Here is a 15,365-nt window from a genome sequence, read left to right on the forward strand (position 1 = left end):
AGTGAGCCGGCTCTATGGCGGCATGCCCCCGGGAAAACACCAGCGGGTTTCGCCGCTGTGGGCCCGCGGTGCCGGGCGTCGATGATGAAAGAATCGTCGATCGTTCAAGAGGAGAGTTGCATGCGGTATTTCGTCACTGGCGCCACCGGGTTCATCGGCAAACGTCTGGTCAGGAAGCTGCTGGAGCGCCGGGGCGCGGTCGTGTACTTCCTGCTGCGGCGTGAAAGCGAGAACAAGGTCGGCGGCTTGCTGGAGTACTGGGGTGTCGGCAAGGCGCGGGCGATCCCGGTCTACGGCGACCTCACCGCGAAGAAGCTCGGTGTCGCCAGCGACGACGTGAAGCAACTCAAGGGGCAGATCGACCACCTCTACCATCTGGCCGCCGTGTACGACCTGGCGGCGGACGAGGAGTCGCAGGTGCAGGTCAACGTCGAAGGCACGCGCAACGTCGTCGAATTCGCCAAGGCGATCGATACCGGCCATCTGCACCATGTCAGTTCGATCGCAGCAGCCGGGTTGTACGAGGGCGTGTTTCGCGAGGACATGTTCGACGAGGCCGAGAACACCGACCACCCGTACTTCATGACCAAGCACGAGAGCGAGAAGATCGTGCGCCGTGAAAGCAAGGTGCCGTGGACGGTCTACCGTCCGGCGATGGTGGTCGGCGACTCGCACACCGGCGAGATGGACAAGATCGACGGCCCCTACTACTTCTTCAAGCTGATCCAGCGCATGCGGCAGATCCTGCCGCCCTGGATGCCGGCTGTCGGCCTGGAGGGCGGGCGCGTCAACATCGTGCCGGTCGACTTCGTCGTCGCTGCACTCGACCACATCAGCCACGGCAAAGCGGCGATCGCGAAGAAGTGCTTCCACCTCGTCGACCCGGTCGGCTACCGGGTGGGCGACGTGCTCGACATCTTCTCGAAGGCGGCGCATGCACCGAAGATGAACCTGTTCGTCAACGCGGCGCTGCTCGGCTTCATTCCCAAGAGCGTCAAGAAGGGCCTCATGGCGGTCGCGCCGGTGCGCCGGGTGCGCAACGCGATCATGAAGGACCTGGGGCTGCCCGATGACATCCTGACCTTCGTCAACTACCCCACGCGCTTCGACTGCCGCGAGACCCTGGCGGCGTTGAAGGGCTCCGGCATCGAGTGCCCGAACCTGAACGACTACGCCTGGCGGCTGTGGGACTACTGGGAGCGGCACCTCGATCCCGACCTCTTCATCGACCGCTCGCTGCGTGGCGCGGTGGCCGGCAAGGTGGTGCTGGTGACGGGCGGTTCGTCGGGCATCGGACTGGCGGCTGCGAAGAAGTTCGCCGAGGCGGGCGCGATCACGATCATCTGCGCACGCGACGAAGCCAAGCTTGTCGAGGCGACCCAGGAAATCATCGGCTTCGCGGGCAAGAGTGCCCGGGTGCACAGCTATTCGGCCGACATCGCCGACGAGCAGAGCTGCGGCGACTTGCTGCAATGGCTGCAGACGGAATTCGGCGGCGTCGACTTCCTGATCAACAACGCCGGTCGTTCGATCCGCCGTGCGATCGAGAGCAGCTACGACCGCTTCCACGACTACGAGCGCACCATGCAGCTGAACTACTTCGGCTGCCTGCGCGTGACGATGGGGCTGCTGCCGGGCATGGCGGCGAAGCGCCGCGGGCATGTCGTCAACATCAGCTCGATCGGCGTGCTGACGAATGCACCGCGCTTCTCGGCGTACGTGGCGAGCAAGGCGGCGCTGGACGCCTGGACGCGCTGCGCGTCGAGCGAGTTCGCCGACGTCGGCATCACTTTCACCACCATCAACATGCCGCTGGTGCGCACGCCGATGATCGCGCCGACCAAGATCTACAACAACGTGCCGACGCTGAGCCCGGAAGAGGCAGCCGACATGATCGCCCAGGCGTGTGTGTTCAGGCCGGTACGCATTGCGACCCGGCTGGGCATCTTCGGACAGGTGCTGCATGCCCTGGTGCCCCGCGTCGCGCAGATCGTGATGAACACCAGCTTCCGCATGTTCCCCGACAGCGAGGCTGCCAAGGGCGAAAAGGGCGCGCGGCCCCAGCTGTCGCCCGAGGCGATGGCGTTGCAGCAGATGATGCGCGGCATTCACTTCTGAACCCGAGGGCTCAGTAAGCCCGGCCGCGAGAGGCCGGTTTTTTTTATGCCCCGGGAAGAGAGCAGTAAGTGGCAGGATCAACGCAGGACTGCCCCAACTGCAGCGATGCAGCCCGCATCTGACGACAAGATTGGTGTTGTCGCCCAAGTGGTGTCCGGTTGATCCGGGCCTCGGGTGTTCCTAACATCCACCCCTTTCGAGGCGCATGCATCGCGCCTAAGCGCCAAGGAGGGAGCGGGATGGACGACAGGAACCCAGCACCGCGGCCGGGAGGCAATGCCTCGTGGCAGCGCCGCAGCCGGGCCAGCGTGTGGCACCCCTGCACGCAGATGCAGCGGCTGGATCAGGTGCCGCTGCTGCCGATCGCTCGGGCGCGAGGGCCGTGGCTGGAAGACCATGAAGGGGCCCGCTACTTCGACGCCATCAGTTCCTGGTGGGTCAACCTGTTCGGCCACGGCGACGAACGCATCAATGCGGCTTTGCGCGACCAGCTCGAACGGCTGGAGCACGTGATGCTGGCCGGCTGCACACATGCGAGTGCGGTCGAACTGGCTGAGCGGCTGTCGGCACTTACCGGCGACGAACTGGGCCACGCCTTCTTTGCGAGCGATGGGGCGTCGGCCGTCGAGATCGCGCTGAAGATGAGCTTCCACAGCTTTCGCAACCGGGGGTTGAGCAGCAAGCAAGAGTTCGTCTGCCTGCGCGGTGGTTATCACGGCGAGACCATCGGTGCGCTCGCCGTGACCGACGTCGCGGTGTTCCGCGACGCGTACGACCCGCTGCTGATGCGCTCACACCTCGTGATGTCGCCTGACGCCCGGCAAGCGCTGCCCGGCGAATCGGCGGTCGATGTCGCGCGGCGTGCGGCCGGTGAGCTGGCGACGCTGTTCGAGGCGCGGGGCGACCGCATCGCCGCGGTCATCGTCGAGCCGCTGGTGCAGTGCGCCGTCGGCATGGCCATGCACGACCCGCTCTACCTGCGTCTGGTGCGCGAGCTGTGCGACCGCCACGACGTGCATCTGATCGCTGACGAGATCGCGGTGGGCTGCGGGCGCACCGGCAGCTTCTTCGCCTGCGAACAGACGGGCGTCTGGCCCGACCTGCTGTGCCTGTCCAAGGGCATCAGCGGCGGCTACCTGCCGTTGTCGCTGGTGTTGTCGCGCGATGCGATCTACGAGACCTTCCTCGACGACAACACCGCCCGCGGCTTCCTGCATTCACACTCCTACACCGGCAACCCGCTCGCTTGCCGCGCCGCGCTCGCGGTGCTCGACCGTTTCGAGACCGAGCCGGTGTTCGAGCGCAATCGGGCAGCGGCTGCCTCACTCGACACGGCGCTCGCGCCGCTGCAACACGATGCGCGCGTGCGGCATCTGAGGCGCACCGGAATGATCTGGGCCTTCGATGTCGAGCCGCGTGTCGCGGGCGAGCGCTTCTCGGAGCGCTTCCACCTTGCAGGGCGCCGGCGCGAACTGCTGATACGGCCTATCGGGCCGACCGTCTATCTGCTGCCGCCTTACGTGCTGGACGGCGACCTGGCGCGCTGGCTGGGCGAACGCACGCGGGCGACGCTCGATGCCGTGCTGGGCGGAGGCGCTCATGCTGCTTGAGCATCTGCAAACCCAACTCGCCGAGCGCGACGCCCTGGCCCTGCGTCGCCGGCGGCGCACCGTCCACACGCCTTGTGCGCCTCACCAGCAGGTGGGTGAAAGCGACGGCCAGGCACCGCGCGAAGTACTGGCCTTCTGCAGCAACGACTACCTCGGGTTCGCCAACCACCCGGATGTGATCGAGGCGCTGGCCGAGGGCGCGCGGCGATATGGCGCCGGCAGTGGCGCGTCGCATCTCATCAGTGGGCATGGCCAACCGCATGCGGCGCTGGAGGAGGAGCTTGCCGCATTCCTCGCGCCCCACGTGCCGGACGCACGCGCCTTGTTCTTCTGCACGGGTTACATGGCCAACCTCGCCGTGCTGACCGCGCTGGGCGGGCCATCGGCGACCCTGTTCTGCGAGACGCTCAACCATGCATCGCTGATCGACGGTGCACGGCTGGCGAAGGCCGCCGTCGTGAAGTACCCGCACTGCGACCTGCGTGTGCTCGAGGAACAACTGGCCGCGTGCGCGACACCTCTGAAGCTGATCGTGACGGACGCCGTCTTCAGCATGGACGGCAACGTGGCGCCGCTGCCTGAATTGCTTCGGCTGGCCGAGCGACACGACGCCTGGCTGGTGGTCGACGACGCGCACGGTTTCGGCGTCGTCGGCGCACAAGGCCGGGGCAGCCTGGCTCACTTCGGGCTGCGCAGCGAGCGCTGCATCTACATCGGCACGCTCGGCAAGGCGGCAGGCGTGTCCGGGGCGTTCGTCGCAGCGCACCCGACGGTGATCGAGTGGCTGGTGCAGACGGCACGCACCTACATCTACACCACGGCCACGCCGCCCGCTGTCGCGCACGCCCTGCGCAAGAGCCTGGAGTTGATCGGCAGTGGCGAGGGCGACCGACGGCGGCATCACCTGCAGGCGCTGATCGCCGCGTTGCGAGCCAGCCTCGCGGCTGCACTGCCGGGCCGTTCCTGGCGGCTGGCGCCGTCGAAAACAGCGATCCAGCCCCTGATCGTGGGCAGCAATGCCGACGCGCTGGCACTGGCTGCGGCGCTGCAGGCGCAGGACCTCTGGGTGCCGGCGATCCGCCCGCCGACCGTCCCGGCGGGCACGGCAAGGCTGCGCATCACCTTGAGCGCCGCCCATTCGCTCGACGACGTCGATCGGCTGGTCGAAGCGCTGGTGCGCGCCGCCTGCGTGGTCGGGAGCCTGGGGTGAAGGGCGTATTCGTCACCGGCACCGATACCGAAGTCGGCAAGACTTGCGTCAGCGCCGGGCTGTCGACCGTGCTGGCTCGTGCGGGGATGCGGGTGGCAGGCTGCAAGCCGGTGGCGGCCGGACTGCGGCCGCACGGCGATGGGTGGGTCAACGACGACGTGGAGGCCTTGCGGGCAGCCAGTACGGTCCAGCTGTCGACCGCCGAGGTCTGCCCCTGCCTGTTGCGCGAGCCCTGTGCGCCGCATATCGCAGCGCAGCGCGAGGGCCTCACGGTCGAGCGGGCCGCCTTGCTCGGCCATGTCCGCCTGTTGGCCGAGCGCGCCGATGCGCTGGTGGTCGAGGGCGTCGGCGGGTTCTGCGTGCCGCTGGGCCAGGGCTGGGGCACCGACGATTTCGCCGCTGACCTTGGCATGCCGGTCGTGCTGGTGGTCGGCCTGCGGCTCGGTTGCCTCAACCACGCGTTGCTGACGGCCCAGGCCGTGCACCGGCGCGGGTTGCTGCTGGCCGGCTGGGTCGCCAACCGCATCGACCCGCGGATGGCCCATGCGGACGAGAACATCGCGACGCTGGACCACCTGCTGGCCGAGCAATACGCAGCCCCTCGGCTCGCGACGGTGCCGTGGATGGCGCAGCCGACGGCCGAAGCTGTCGCCGACTGCTTCGAGGCTGCCTTGCTGCTGCAGCGTCTGCCGGGCTTCTAGCGCCGGAACCCCTCGAGCACCACCTTGCCGCGCATACGGCCGCTTTCGACCAGCGCATGTGCGCGTTTCAGCTGCGCCGCGTCGATCGGCCCCAGCGTGTCGGTGAGCGTGCTGCGCAGACGGCCTTCGTCGACCAGTCGCGCCACCTCGGCCAGCAACTGGCCCTGCATGCCCATGTCAGGCGTCTGGAACAGCGACCGCGTGAACATCATCTCCCAATGGAAAGACAGGCTCTTCGACTTCAGCGCCATCACGTCGATGGCGTTGCTGTCGAAGTCGTCGATGGCTGCCAGCCGCCCCTGCGGCGCCAGCGTATCGACCAGGGCTTGGAAATGCTGTGGCGTGTGCGTGAGGCTCGCCGCGTAGCGTACCGGCGGCAGCGACAATCCCTGCAATTGCGGTCCGAAAGCCTGTGTGTGGTCGATCACATGGTGGGCACCGAGTTCGAGGCACCAGGCACGCGACTCCGGTCTCGAGGCCGTCGTGACGACGGTGACGCCGGTCAGCCGGCGCGCCAGTTGGATCAGGATCGATCCGACGCCGCCCGCCCCCCCGGTGACGAGCAACGTGCTGTCGGTGTCGCCGCCGCGCGGCACGTGCAGGCGCTCGAACAGCATTTCCCAGGCCGTGATGGCCGTCAGCGGCAAGGCGGCTGCCGCTGCGTCGCCGAGCGTGGCCGGCGCATGTGCGGCAATGCGCTCGTCGACGAGATGCAGTTCGCTGTTGCTGCCGGGGCGGTCGATGGCCCCGGCATACCAGACGCGGTCGCCGACGGAAAAACCGTGCACCTGGGCGCCGACGGCCCGGACCCGCCCGACGGCGTCCCAGCCGAGCACCTGCGGCCCCTCTGCAGGCTGGCGGTTGCGCCGCACCTTGGTGTCGACCGGGTTGACCGAGACGGCCGCCACCTCGACCAGCAGGTCGCGCGGACCGGGCATGGGGTCGGGCAGTTCCAGATCGATCAGCGCTTCCGGATGATCGATGGGCAGGGGCGTGAGGTAGCCGACGGCTTTCATGGTGCTTTTCCTATATCAAGGGGTGGCGATGCCGCCATTCTGATGATTCAATCCTCAATTGATAAGAAGCCAGAATGACGATCTATTTCAAATGAAAATTGAAAATGTGGATGAGCTTCGGCTGCTCGTCTCATGTGCCGAGGGCGGCAACCTGTCCAGCGCGGCGCAGATGCTGCAAGTCACGCCCGCTGCAGCGAGCGCCATGCTGCGCCGGCTCGAGGCGCGAGTCGGCGCGCGCCTGTTCGAGCGCACGACGCGTTCGATGCGCGCCACCCCGGCGGGCGCCGTGCTGGCAGGCTACGCTGCCCGCGCCCTCGAGTTGCTGGAGGAGGGCAGCGCGCAGATCGGAGAGGACACGCAGCGCCTGCACGGCACGGTGCGGGTCACCAGTTCGAGCGACCTGACGCGCCACGTCCTGTTACCGTGGCTCGACGCCTTCCTGCAGGCGCACCCGGGGGTCGAGATCAATCTCAGCGTCAGCGACACGCTGCAGGACGTCGTGAAGGACCACGTCGACGTGGCGCTGCGCTATGGCGAACTGAGCGATTCGCGCCTGGTTGCCCGCAAGCTGATGGACGTGCGCCGCATCGCCTGCGCTGCGCCCGGCTACCTGTCGCGCCACGGTGCGCCGCAGCATCCACAAGAGCTGTCGGGGCACGACTGCATCACCTTCCGCCTGCGCGGCCAGCGAAATGCGGTCTGGCATTTCTCACGGCCGGACGGCAGCGAGCCGGTCGAGCTGCGCGTCAACGGCCGGCGCCAGTGCGACGACGGGGAGATCGCGCGACGCTGGGCCGTCGCGGGTCACGGGGTGGCGTCGAAGGCGGAACTGGACGTCCTGGCCGACCTGGAAAGCCGGGCCTTGGTGCGGCTGTTCCCGGATTTTGTCGGCGAATCGATCCCATTGCATGCGGTCCTGCCCAGCAACCGCTTCATCCCGGCGCGTGTGCGGGCGCTGGTGGAGCACCTCGCCGCCTGCTGTGCGTCCGTGCAGCCGCGGCTGCAGGCGTCAGGCAGCACCTTGCGGGCGGGCCGTGCTACTTCTGTACTTCGATCGCCGTGACGGTGTAGGCGCCGCCGACCTTCTCGGCATGGAAGCGCACCTTGTCGCCCACCTGCACCTTGTCGAGCAGTGCGGGCGGCTGCGCACGGAAGACCATCTGCATCGGCGGCATGTCGAGATTTTTGATCTCGCCGTGCTTGATCGTGACCTTGCCGGCGGCCTTGTCGATCTTGCGCACTTCGCCGTCGGTGTTCTGCGCCAGCGCCGGCCCGGCAGCGAAGCCGGTCAGCAGGGCCAGCAGAGCGGAGAGTTTCTTCATCGCGTCGGTCCCTCCTTGTGTGGGTCTATCGGTAACTCTGGTACACGCGGGCTTTGCCGTCGCGCGCCACCAGCATCACGTCGTACGGGTCCTTGCGCTCGCCCATTTCCATGCCGGGTGAGCCGACCGGCATGCCGGGTACGGCGAGGCCCAACGCCTGAGGCTTTTCCTTCAGCAGTCGGTGAATCTCGCGCGCCGGCACATGGCCTTCGAGCACATAGCCCTGCACACGGGCAGTGTGGCACGAGCCGTAGGCAGACGGCATGCCGAACTTTTCGCGATAGTCGGCCGGGCCGGCGACGTCGTTGACCTTCACCTGGAAGCCGTTGCGCTCCAGGTGGTCCACCCAAAGGTGGCAGCAGCCGCAACTGGCGGATTTCCAGACCTCGATCTGCGGCCGCGCGTCGGTGGCGGCGCAGGCGAGGCCGCTGGCGCCCAGGGCGGCGCCGCCCAGCGCTGCGGCGACGCTGCCAAGGAAGTGTCTTCTGGTAGGCATTGGTGACTCCTGTACCTTGACTGAGAGCCCGCCGGCCGGGCCAGAGTTCATTCGGTGGTACCGCCCGCTGCGGCATAACCCCGCATTTCGTTGTAGCGATGCACCTGTTGCGGCGTCAGCAGACGCGTTTGCGCCAAGTGCGTCGCCAAGTGCTCGCTGCGCAGCTGCGCTTGCAGCTCGGCGACCCGCTGGGTCAGGGTCGACAGCAGTCGCTCGTCGATGTGACGATGTGCAAAGGCACGGTCGAGCTGCCGTTCAGCCTCGACCAGCGCCGCGCCCAGTTCACGCGCCCGCGCCTTGTGCTGGTGCATCAATTGCCGCGTGGCGGCGCGCTGGGAGTCGTCCAGTGCAAGGGCATCGGCCAGTTCGATCACATGGGCAGGGCCGGGGTAGCCGTTCAGCTCGGCCGCTTTGGCATAGCCCATGCCGTCGCCTTTCAGCAGCGCCGCGATCTCGGCGTCGGGCAACGACTTGATCTCGCGTTGCTGTTGCCCGGCGTAGGGCTGTGCCGGCATATCGTGCCTGTGGTGCCCTGACCGGTCGGTGTTCGCGGTGGCGGCCAGGGGTAGCACGAGCGCGAGGCACAAGGTGGTGAATCGGGACGGCATGGTTGTCTCCGTGGCTGAGGATGAGAAACATCGCAAGAACCGGCGCACTATAGACCTTGCCCACATGGGAAGGTCAAGCAAGCAGGTGCTCAGCCGACCGCAAGGGGTGCCGAATAGAATCGGCGCCGTTGCCCACAGTTCCACCGGAGCACCGTTCCATGTCTACCGAGCCCCCCGCTGCCGCGCAGCCATTTCAGGACCTGCATCATGTCGCGCCGCGCGACAAGGCCGAGATCCTCGCCCAGGCACTGCCCTACATCCGCAAGTTCCACGGCAAGACCATCGTCATCAAGTACGGCGGCAATGCCATGACCGATCCGGCGCTGCAACAGGATTTCGCGGAGGACGTGGTGCTGCTGAAGCTGGTCGGCATGAACCCGGTGGTGGTGCACGGCGGCGGCCCGCAGATCGACGAGGCGCTGGCGAAGATCGGCAAGAAGGGCACCTTCATCCAGGGCATGCGGGTGACCGACGAGGAGACGATGGAGGTCGTCGAATGGGTGCTCGCCGGGCAGGTGCAGCAGGACATCGTCGGCCTGATCAATTTTGCCGGCGGCAAGGCGGTGGGCCTGACGGGGCGGGACGGCGGCCTGATCCGTGCACGCAAGCTGAAGATGGTCGACAAGAACGACCCCTCGAAAGAACACGATGTCGGGCAGGTCGGCCAGATCGAGTCGATAGACCCATCCGTGGTCAAGGCGCTTCAGGACGACCAGTTCATCCCGGTGATCTCGCCGCTGGGCTTCGGCGATCACAACGAGAACTACAACATCAATGCCGACGTGGTGGCCGGCAAGCTGGCCGAGGTGCTGAACGCCGAAAAGCTGATCCTGCTGACCAATACGCCGGGGGTGCTCGACAAGAACGGTCATCTGCTCACCGACCTGTCCGCACGCGAGATCGACGAATTGTTTGCCGACGGCACCATTTCAGGCGGCATGCTGCCGAAGATCAGCTCCGCACTGGATGCCGCCAAGAGTGGCGTCAACTCGGTGCACATCATCGATGGGCGCGTACCGCACTCGATGCTGCTCGAGATCCTGACCGAACAGGCTTATGGCACGATGATTCGCTCGCATTGATGCCTCTCGCATCCCGACGAATCGAGGCCGCCGCGAGCGGCCTTTTTGCTGCCGCATGCCGATGACACGTCCCGGGCCGATCTGGCTGTTCGACCTCGACAACACGCTGCACGACGCCTCGCGCGCCGTGTTCGGGATGCTCGACGTCTCGATGACCGCTTATATCGCGCGCGAACTGAAGGTACCCCCGCCGCAAGCCGACTTCCTGCGGCGCGACTACTGGCGCCGGTACGGCGCGACGCTGCTCGGGCTGGTGCGCCACCACGGTGTCGATGCGCGCCATTTTTTGCACCACACGCACCTGCTGCCGGGGCTGGAGGACGGACTCCAGGGGCATGCACACGACAAGGCGGCCTTGAGGCGGTTGCGCGGGCGCAAGTACGTACTGACCAATGCGCCGTGGGCCTATGCGCAGCGGGTGTTGCTGGCGCTCGGGCTGGCGAGGTGCTTCGACGGCGTCCTCAGCATCGAGGACATGCGGATGTTCGGTCATTTCCGACCCAAGCCCGACCGACGCATGTTCCAGGCGCTGATGGCTCGGCTGAAGGTGCACCCACGGCGCTGCGTGCTGGTCGAAGACACCCTGGCCCACCAGAAATCGGCACACGGCCTGGGCATGCGCACCGTCTGGATGCAACGCTATGTGAGACGCAATTCACAAGGTCCCGAAGTAGGTGTTTACGTGCACCGAAGGCCTGCGTATGTGCATGCGAGAATCCGTTCGCTACAGAAGTTACGCAGGTTGTGATGTCTGATACCCCTGTTCCGCCCGACGCAAGCGCTACCGATCTGGATCTTCCTAACGAGGACACCGGTTCCGGCGGCGTGCCCGCGCGCAAGCGCCCCAAGCCGGGCGAGCGCCGCATCCAGATCCTGCAGACACTGGCGTCCATGCTGGAGCAGCCGGGGGCGGACCGCATCACGACCGCCGCACTGGCGGCCCGCCTGGAAGTCAGCGAAGCGGCGTTGTATCGCCATTTCGCAAGCAAGGCCCAGATGTTCGAAGGGCTGATCGACTTTATCGAGCAAAGCGTCTTCACGCTGGTGAATCAGATTGTCGAACGCGACCCGCAGGGGGCGGTACAGGCTCAGAAGATCGCCGCCGTCGTGTTGCAATTCGGCGAAAAGAACCCGGGCATGACACGCGTGATGGTCGGCGACGCACTGGTCTTCGAGAACGAACGTCTGCTGGTGCGGATGAATCAGTTCTTCGACCGCATCGAGTCTCAGTTGCGGCAGAGCCTGCGCTCGGCGGCCGATGGCGCGGGCTCGATCTCGCCGACCGTCGATGCGGCCACGCTCGCGTCCGTGCTCACGAGTTTTATCGTCGGGCGCCTGCAACGCTATGCGCGCTCGGGCTTCAAGCGTTCCCCGAGCGAGCACCTGGAGGCGAGCCTGCGGCTGCTGGTAGGCTGACCACCCGCACCGCCCGACGCAGGGCGGTGACCAAGTCCCGACGCCTACGATGCTTCCGATCGACGTGGCCGGGCAGCGGCTGGTGCTGCTGCCGGAGAAGGCCGCCTTCCTCCCCGATCATCACACTCTGCTGGTCGCCGACGCGCATGTCGGCAAGGCCGTCTCGTTTCGCCGCTGGGGCGTGCCCGTGCCACGGGGAACAACCGGCGAGACGCTGGATCGGCTGACGAGGTTGATCGATGCCATGGCGGCAACGCGGCTGGTGTTCCTGGGCGACTTCCTGCATTCACGCCGTGCACATGCGCCGTCGACGCTCGGTGCTCTGCATCGCTGGCGTGAACGGCATGCGGACCTCGAGGTGGTGCTGGTGCGCGGCAACCACGATGATCGCGCCGGCGATCCGCCCGCCACCCTGGGTGTCCGTTGCGCCGATGAGCCCTGGCCGCTAGGCCCGCTCGCGCTGTGCCACCACCCCCGCCCGGTTGCCGGCCTCTATGCCTTGGCGGGTCACCTGCACCCCTGCATCGGCCTGAGCGGGCGGGCCCGCGACAGGCTGCGCCTGCCGTGCTTCTGGTTTGGCCGCGACGTCGGTGTGATGCCGGCCTTCGGCAGCTTCACCGGCATGCATCCCGTGCCGGTCGCCGAAGGCGACCGGGTCTATGCGGTTGCCGACGCGCGGGTCGTGGCCATGCCGGCGGCTTGAGGCCGCTACACTGCGTGCCCACGTCCGTTCTGTTCCGTCGCCGGTTTCCTCAGAGATGTCTGCTTCGCTTGAAAGCCTGATTGCCCGCGCCGAAGGGCTGCTGGCCCGCCTCGAGGCGGTGCTGCCGCATGCCGCGACGGCGCCCGATTGGTCCGCGTCCACTGCCTTCCGCTACCGCAAGCGCGCGGGCAGCGCCAGCATCGATCCGGTCCGACATGTTTCCGGTATCCGCCTCGACGATATCCGTGAGGTCGAGGGGCAGAAGGAGCGCCTGGTGCGCAACACCGCGCAGTTCGTCGCTGGCCGCAGCGCCAACAACGCGCTGCTGACCGGTGCTCGCGGCACGGGCAAGTCCTCGCTGATCAAGGCGTGCCTCAACGAATTCTCGACGCAGGGCCTGCGGCTGATCGAGGTCGACAAGTCAGACCTCGTCGATCTGCCAGACATCGTCGATCTGGTGGCCGAACGTCCCGAGCGCTTCATCGTGTTCTGCGACGATCTGAGCTTCGACGAGGGCGAGCCGGGCTACAAGGCTCTCAAGTCCATCCTCGACGGCTCCGTGTCCGCCGCGACCGCCAACGTGCTGATTTACGCGACCTCCAACCGCCGCCACCTGCTGCCGGAGTACATGAAGGAGAACCTGACCTACCAGCACACCGAGGACGGCGAGGTGCACCCGGGTGAGGTCATCGAGGAGAAGATCTCGCTGTCCGAGCGCTTCGGGTTGTGGGTGAGCTTCTATCCGTTCAGCCAGGAAGAGTACCTGGTGATCGTCGCGCAGTGGCTGCGCAGCTTCGGCACCGATGAACGGGCGATTGCCGACGCGCGCCAGGAATCGCTCGTCTGGGCGCTCGAGCGCGGCTCGCGCTCGGGGCGGGTCGCCTACCAGTTTGCACGCGACTACGCGGGCCGGCGCGCGGAGGGCAAGGCATGAGCGAGCGGGAGCCGGTCGCCGTGGCCGTCGGCGTGCTGATCGACCCCGAGGGGCGCTTTCTGCTGACCTCGCGTCCGCATGGCAAGGTCTACGCCGGCTATTGGGAATTCCCGGGCGGCAAGCTCGAAGCTGGCGAAAGCGTCGAGCAGGCCTTGCGTCGCGAGCTGCATGAGGAACTCGGCGTGACGATCGGCCCGGCCCACCCGTGGAAGGTCGAGATGCACGACTACCCGCACGCGCTGGTACGGCTGCATTTCTGCAAGGTCTACCAGTGGAGCGGCGATTTCGAGATGCGCGAGCAGCAGGCCATGGCGTGGCAGACGCTGCCGGTCGAGGTGGCTCCCGTGCTGCCCGGCACACTGCCGGTGCTGCGCTGGTTTGCCGAGGAGCGCGGCTTCGAGGGGGCGACGCACGCCGGGTGAAAGGGCTAGCAGGTTGCGCGAAAAACGCGCTCCGGGACGCTCAATGAGGACCGTGCGGCTCGTCGTCCGACAGGTCTTGCGTGTCGGGCTTGGCTTCGACGCGATAGCTCTCGCTGGCCCAGGCACCGAAGTCGATGTTCTTGCAGCGCTCGCTGCAAAACGGCCGATAGGGGTTGTCGGGCGAATAGAGGCTGTCGCCCGCGCAGGTGGGGCAGCGCACGACGCGGCCCGCCGCGTTCTTCGTCTTGCTCATCTCAACAAAGCGTCAGTTCGAACGAAACATCCTCGTCACCGGCCGGGCGCAGTCGGCCTTCCGGGTCTTGCCGCATCAGCCGGATCGACACCATCAGCCGGTGGCCGCTGATCTCGGGCACCACGCCGAGGGCCGGGTCGATGCGCACCCGCAGCAACTGGAAGGTGCGGCCGGCCGGCAGGCTCTGCTGGTACTGGCCATGCTGCGCGACCACCTTGTGCGGCATGCCGGAATCGCGCAGCAGCGCGAGCAGCACCTTCAGCGCCTCGGCCAACGGCGTCAGCGTCGAGATCCAGTGCTGCAGGTCGGCCTGCCGGCGGGCAGCGGGCAGGTGCTGCCACGCGTAGTAGGCCGGCAGATCGAACTCGCAGGTGCCGCCCGGAATGCTGATGCGGCTGCGGATGCTCATCAGCCATTCGTTGGTCGTCAAGGAATGGCCGGCCTTGCCCGGCAGCTCGTTGAGGCCGTTGAAGGCATGGTCGATGCGCGCCACCACGTCGTCGAGCACACGCTCGGAGATCGACGGGTTGCCGCGAAAGGCGTTGAGCTGCGCCTTCTGGCGCTCCAGGTCCTTCAGCAGGTCGGACTTCAGGTCGGCGCGCGATGCGACATCGATGATCTCGAACATGGTCGCCAGCGCATAGTGGTGGTCCACCGCCGCTTCCCGGGGCATCAACTGGCCGAGCCGGTCGAACAGGTGCTCGAGCCTGAGCATCGTGCGGATGCTCTCGTTGAAGGGGTATTCGTACAGAGTCAAGGCAGGATTCCTCGGGCTTGCTCGTCGGCGAAGGCCGCAAGCGAAACCTCGCGGCATTGTTTCACAGCCCGACGGCCGGGACCAAGGGTGCGACAGACTCGGTTACGGTCGAGACGGCTGCCAGAAGTTCCACAACCCGGCGACTTGTGCCCGCAACTGCTCCAGCGAGACGCCGTCGTTGCAGATGACGGCATCGGCCGCCGCGAGCCGGCGGGGCCGCGAGGCCTGCTGAGAAATGATGCGCTCGACCTCGTCCGGTGCAAGCTGCGAGCGCCGGGTGACGCGCTCGACCTGTGTCGCCGCACTGCAATCGACCACCAGCACCCGGTCGACCAGCGCGCGCCAGCGGCCGGACTCGACGAGCAGCGGCACGTCGAACACGACGGCCTGGCCCGAAGTCGCCAATGCGGCACGGCGCACTGTTTCGGCGCCGATCAACGGGTGGAGCAGTTGTTCCAGTCGATGGCGTGCCGCCGGCTCGCGGAACACGAGCTCGCGCATGCGGGCACGATCCAATGCGCCGCTCGCATCGATGTAATCAGCGCCGAAGCTGGCCGAGATGGCCGAGATGGCCGGGCCGCCCGGCGCGGTCAGCTGGCGCGAGATGGCGTCGGTGTCGACGACCAGCGCACCCAGCTCGCCGAGCATGTGCGCGACGGTACTCTTGCCGCTGCCGATGCCGCCCGTCAGGCCCACACGCAGCCTGCTCATGGCCTT

Annotated in this window: 18 protein-coding genes; 11 read left to right on the plus strand and 7 right to left on the minus strand. The window is 67.0% G+C overall.

All coding sequences use genetic code 11. The features are described 5' to 3' along the window. Nucleotides 1-120: 120 nt before the first annotated feature. The 4 genes from M8A51_RS14450 (at nucleotide 121) to bioD (ending at nucleotide 5,639) form a co-directional block, all read left to right on the plus strand. A complete protein-coding gene (locus M8A51_RS14450; protein ID WP_251779172.1) occupies nucleotides 121-2,118 on the plus strand; it encodes an SDR family oxidoreductase in 1,998 nt (665 codons plus the stop codon). 239 nt (nucleotides 2,119-2,357) lie between these two features. After that, nucleotides 2,358-3,728 (plus strand): adenosylmethionine--8-amino-7-oxononanoate transaminase, encoded by a 1,371-nt coding sequence (gene bioA / locus M8A51_RS14455; protein ID WP_251779173.1) that lies wholly within the window; start codon nucleotides 2,358-2,360, stop codon nucleotides 3,726-3,728. After that, entirely contained in the window at nucleotides 3,718-4,938 is a 1,221-nt protein-coding gene (bioF, locus tag M8A51_RS14460) for an 8-amino-7-oxononanoate synthase (protein ID WP_251779174.1), read from the plus strand. Before bioA ends, bioF begins: the two co-directional genes overlap by 11 nt. After that, entirely contained in the window at nucleotides 4,935-5,639 is a 705-nt protein-coding gene (gene bioD, locus M8A51_RS14465) for a dethiobiotin synthase (protein ID WP_251779175.1), read from the plus strand. The genes bioF and bioD overlap by 4 nt, the downstream gene beginning before the upstream one ends. Here the strand turns inward: bioD and M8A51_RS14470 are convergent. Further along, nucleotides 5,636-6,655, minus strand: a complete 1,020-nt coding sequence (locus tag M8A51_RS14470; protein WP_251779176.1) for a zinc-binding alcohol dehydrogenase family protein — start codon at nucleotides 6,653-6,655, stop codon at nucleotides 5,636-5,638. The two genes, bioD and M8A51_RS14470, sit on opposite strands and share 4 nt — an antisense overlap. A gap of 91 nt (nucleotides 6,656-6,746) precedes the next feature. Here M8A51_RS14470 and M8A51_RS14475 point away from each other — a divergent pair, with 91 nt between their 5' ends. Next, nucleotides 6,747-7,718 (plus strand): LysR family transcriptional regulator, encoded by a 972-nt coding sequence (locus tag M8A51_RS14475; RefSeq protein ID WP_251779177.1) that lies wholly within the window; start codon nucleotides 6,747-6,749, stop codon nucleotides 7,716-7,718. On the opposite strand, the gene M8A51_RS14480 is transcribed toward M8A51_RS14475, so the two are convergent. From M8A51_RS14480 to M8A51_RS14490, 3 genes are read right to left on the minus strand one after another with little or no spacing between them, the layout of a single operon-like run. Continuing rightward, entirely contained in the window at nucleotides 7,693-7,977 is a 285-nt protein-coding gene (locus M8A51_RS14480) for a copper-binding protein (RefSeq protein WP_251779178.1), read from the minus strand. The two genes, M8A51_RS14475 and M8A51_RS14480, sit on opposite strands and share 26 nt — an antisense overlap. Nucleotides 7,978-8,002: 25 nt before the next feature. Beyond that, nucleotides 8,003-8,473: a DUF411 domain-containing protein gene (locus tag M8A51_RS14485; protein WP_251779179.1), complete on the minus strand. Its 471-nt coding sequence runs from the start codon at nucleotides 8,471-8,473 to the stop codon at nucleotides 8,003-8,005. Between the two features lie 47 nt (nucleotides 8,474-8,520). Continuing rightward, a complete protein-coding gene (locus tag M8A51_RS14490) occupies nucleotides 8,521-9,081 on the minus strand; it encodes a Spy/CpxP family protein refolding chaperone (protein WP_251779180.1) in 561 nt (186 codons plus the stop codon). A 158-nt stretch (nucleotides 9,082-9,239) separates the two neighbouring features. Between M8A51_RS14490 and argB the strand changes: the two genes are divergently transcribed. The 6 genes from argB (at nucleotide 9,240) to M8A51_RS14520 (ending at nucleotide 13,638) form a co-directional block, all read left to right on the plus strand. After that, nucleotides 9,240-10,163 carry an acetylglutamate kinase gene (gene argB, locus M8A51_RS14495; protein ID WP_251779181.1) on the plus strand — a complete coding sequence of 308 codons (924 nt, stop codon included), beginning with the start codon at nucleotides 9,240-9,242 and terminating at the stop codon, nucleotides 10,161-10,163. Nucleotides 10,164-10,224: 61 nt separating this feature from the next. Next, the gene (locus tag M8A51_RS14500) at nucleotides 10,225-10,911 is read left to right on the plus strand and encodes a pyrimidine 5'-nucleotidase (RefSeq protein WP_407062239.1); all 687 of its coding nucleotides are present in this window, start codon (nucleotides 10,225-10,227) and stop codon (nucleotides 10,909-10,911) included. After that, nucleotides 10,911-11,579 (plus strand): nucleoid occlusion factor SlmA, encoded by a 669-nt coding sequence (gene slmA, locus M8A51_RS14505; protein WP_251779183.1) that lies wholly within the window; start codon nucleotides 10,911-10,913, stop codon nucleotides 11,577-11,579. The genes M8A51_RS14500 and slmA overlap by 1 nt, the downstream gene beginning before the upstream one ends. Before the next feature lie 82 nt (nucleotides 11,580-11,661). Then, complete coding sequence (gene pdeM / locus M8A51_RS14510; RefSeq protein WP_368408554.1) at nucleotides 11,662-12,282, plus strand: ligase-associated DNA damage response endonuclease PdeM; 621 nt, start codon at nucleotides 11,662-11,664, stop codon at nucleotides 12,280-12,282. Between the two features lie 55 nt (nucleotides 12,283-12,337). Further along, the gene (locus M8A51_RS14515; protein ID WP_251779338.1) at nucleotides 12,338-13,216 is read left to right on the plus strand and encodes an ATP-binding protein; all 879 of its coding nucleotides are present in this window, start codon (nucleotides 12,338-12,340) and stop codon (nucleotides 13,214-13,216) included. After that, nucleotides 13,213-13,638 (plus strand): NUDIX domain-containing protein, encoded by a 426-nt coding sequence (locus tag M8A51_RS14520; RefSeq protein WP_251779185.1) that lies wholly within the window; start codon nucleotides 13,213-13,215, stop codon nucleotides 13,636-13,638. The genes M8A51_RS14515 and M8A51_RS14520 overlap by 4 nt, the downstream gene beginning before the upstream one ends. 40 nt (nucleotides 13,639-13,678) lie before the next feature. Here the strand turns inward: M8A51_RS14520 and M8A51_RS14525 are convergent, their stop codons facing one another. From M8A51_RS14525 to coaE, 3 genes are all read right to left on the minus strand, one after another. Then, nucleotides 13,679-13,891: a DNA gyrase inhibitor YacG gene (locus tag M8A51_RS14525; RefSeq protein WP_251779186.1), complete on the minus strand. Its 213-nt coding sequence runs from the start codon at nucleotides 13,889-13,891 to the stop codon at nucleotides 13,679-13,681. Between the two features lies 1 nt (nucleotide 13,892). Next, nucleotides 13,893-14,648 carry a cell division protein ZapD gene (zapD, locus tag M8A51_RS14530; protein WP_251779187.1) on the minus strand — a complete coding sequence of 252 codons (756 nt, stop codon included), beginning with the start codon at nucleotides 14,646-14,648 and terminating at the stop codon, nucleotides 13,893-13,895. A gap of 102 nt (nucleotides 14,649-14,750) precedes the next feature. Next, complete coding sequence (coaE, locus tag M8A51_RS14535) at nucleotides 14,751-15,359, minus strand: dephospho-CoA kinase (RefSeq protein WP_251779188.1); 609 nt, start codon at nucleotides 15,357-15,359, stop codon at nucleotides 14,751-14,753. Between the last annotated feature and the right edge of the window lie 6 nt (nucleotides 15,360-15,365).

Origin of the sequence: Caldimonas mangrovi, assembly GCF_023721835.1 — a bacterium.
Taxonomy (GTDB): Bacteria; Pseudomonadota; Gammaproteobacteria; order Burkholderiales; family Burkholderiaceae_C; genus Caldimonas; species Caldimonas mangrovi.

Coding starts and splice junctions, on each gene's coding strand:
- M8A51_RS14450 (WP_251779172.1), top strand. CDS start 121: ATGCGGTATTTCGTCACTGGCGCCACCGGGTTCATCGGCAAACGTCTG.
- bioA (WP_251779173.1), top strand. CDS start 2,358: ATGGACGACAGGAACCCAGCACCGCGGCCGGGAGGCAATGCCTCGTGG.
- bioF (WP_251779174.1), top strand. CDS start 3,718: ATGCTGCTTGAGCATCTGCAAACCCAACTCGCCGAGCGCGACGCCCTG.
- M8A51_RS14470 (WP_251779176.1), bottom strand. CDS start 6,655: ATGAAAGCCGTCGGCTACCTCACGCCCCTGCCCATCGATCATCCGGAA.
- M8A51_RS14475 (WP_251779177.1), top strand. CDS start 6,747: ATGAAAATTGAAAATGTGGATGAGCTTCGGCTGCTCGTCTCATGTGCC.
- M8A51_RS14480 (WP_251779178.1), bottom strand. CDS start 7,977: ATGAAGAAACTCTCCGCTCTGCTGGCCCTGCTGACCGGCTTCGCTGCC.
- M8A51_RS14485 (WP_251779179.1), bottom strand. CDS start 8,473: ATGCCTACCAGAAGACACTTCCTTGGCAGCGTCGCCGCAGCGCTGGGC.
- M8A51_RS14490 (WP_251779180.1), bottom strand. CDS start 9,081: ATGCCGTCCCGATTCACCACCTTGTGCCTCGCGCTCGTGCTACCCCTG.
- argB (WP_251779181.1), top strand. CDS start 9,240: ATGTCTACCGAGCCCCCCGCTGCCGCGCAGCCATTTCAGGACCTGCAT.
- M8A51_RS14500 (WP_407062239.1), top strand. CDS start 10,225: ATGACACGTCCCGGGCCGATCTGGCTGTTCGACCTCGACAACACGCTG.
- slmA (WP_251779183.1), top strand. CDS start 10,911: ATGTCTGATACCCCTGTTCCGCCCGACGCAAGCGCTACCGATCTGGAT.
- M8A51_RS14515 (WP_251779338.1), top strand. CDS start 12,338: ATGTCTGCTTCGCTTGAAAGCCTGATTGCCCGCGCCGAAGGGCTGCTG.
- M8A51_RS14520 (WP_251779185.1), top strand. CDS start 13,213: ATGAGCGAGCGGGAGCCGGTCGCCGTGGCCGTCGGCGTGCTGATCGAC.
- M8A51_RS14525 (WP_251779186.1), bottom strand. CDS start 13,891: ATGAGCAAGACGAAGAACGCGGCGGGCCGCGTCGTGCGCTGCCCCACC.
- coaE (WP_251779188.1), bottom strand. CDS start 15,359: ATGAGCAGGCTGCGTGTGGGCCTGACGGGCGGCATCGGCAGCGGCAAG.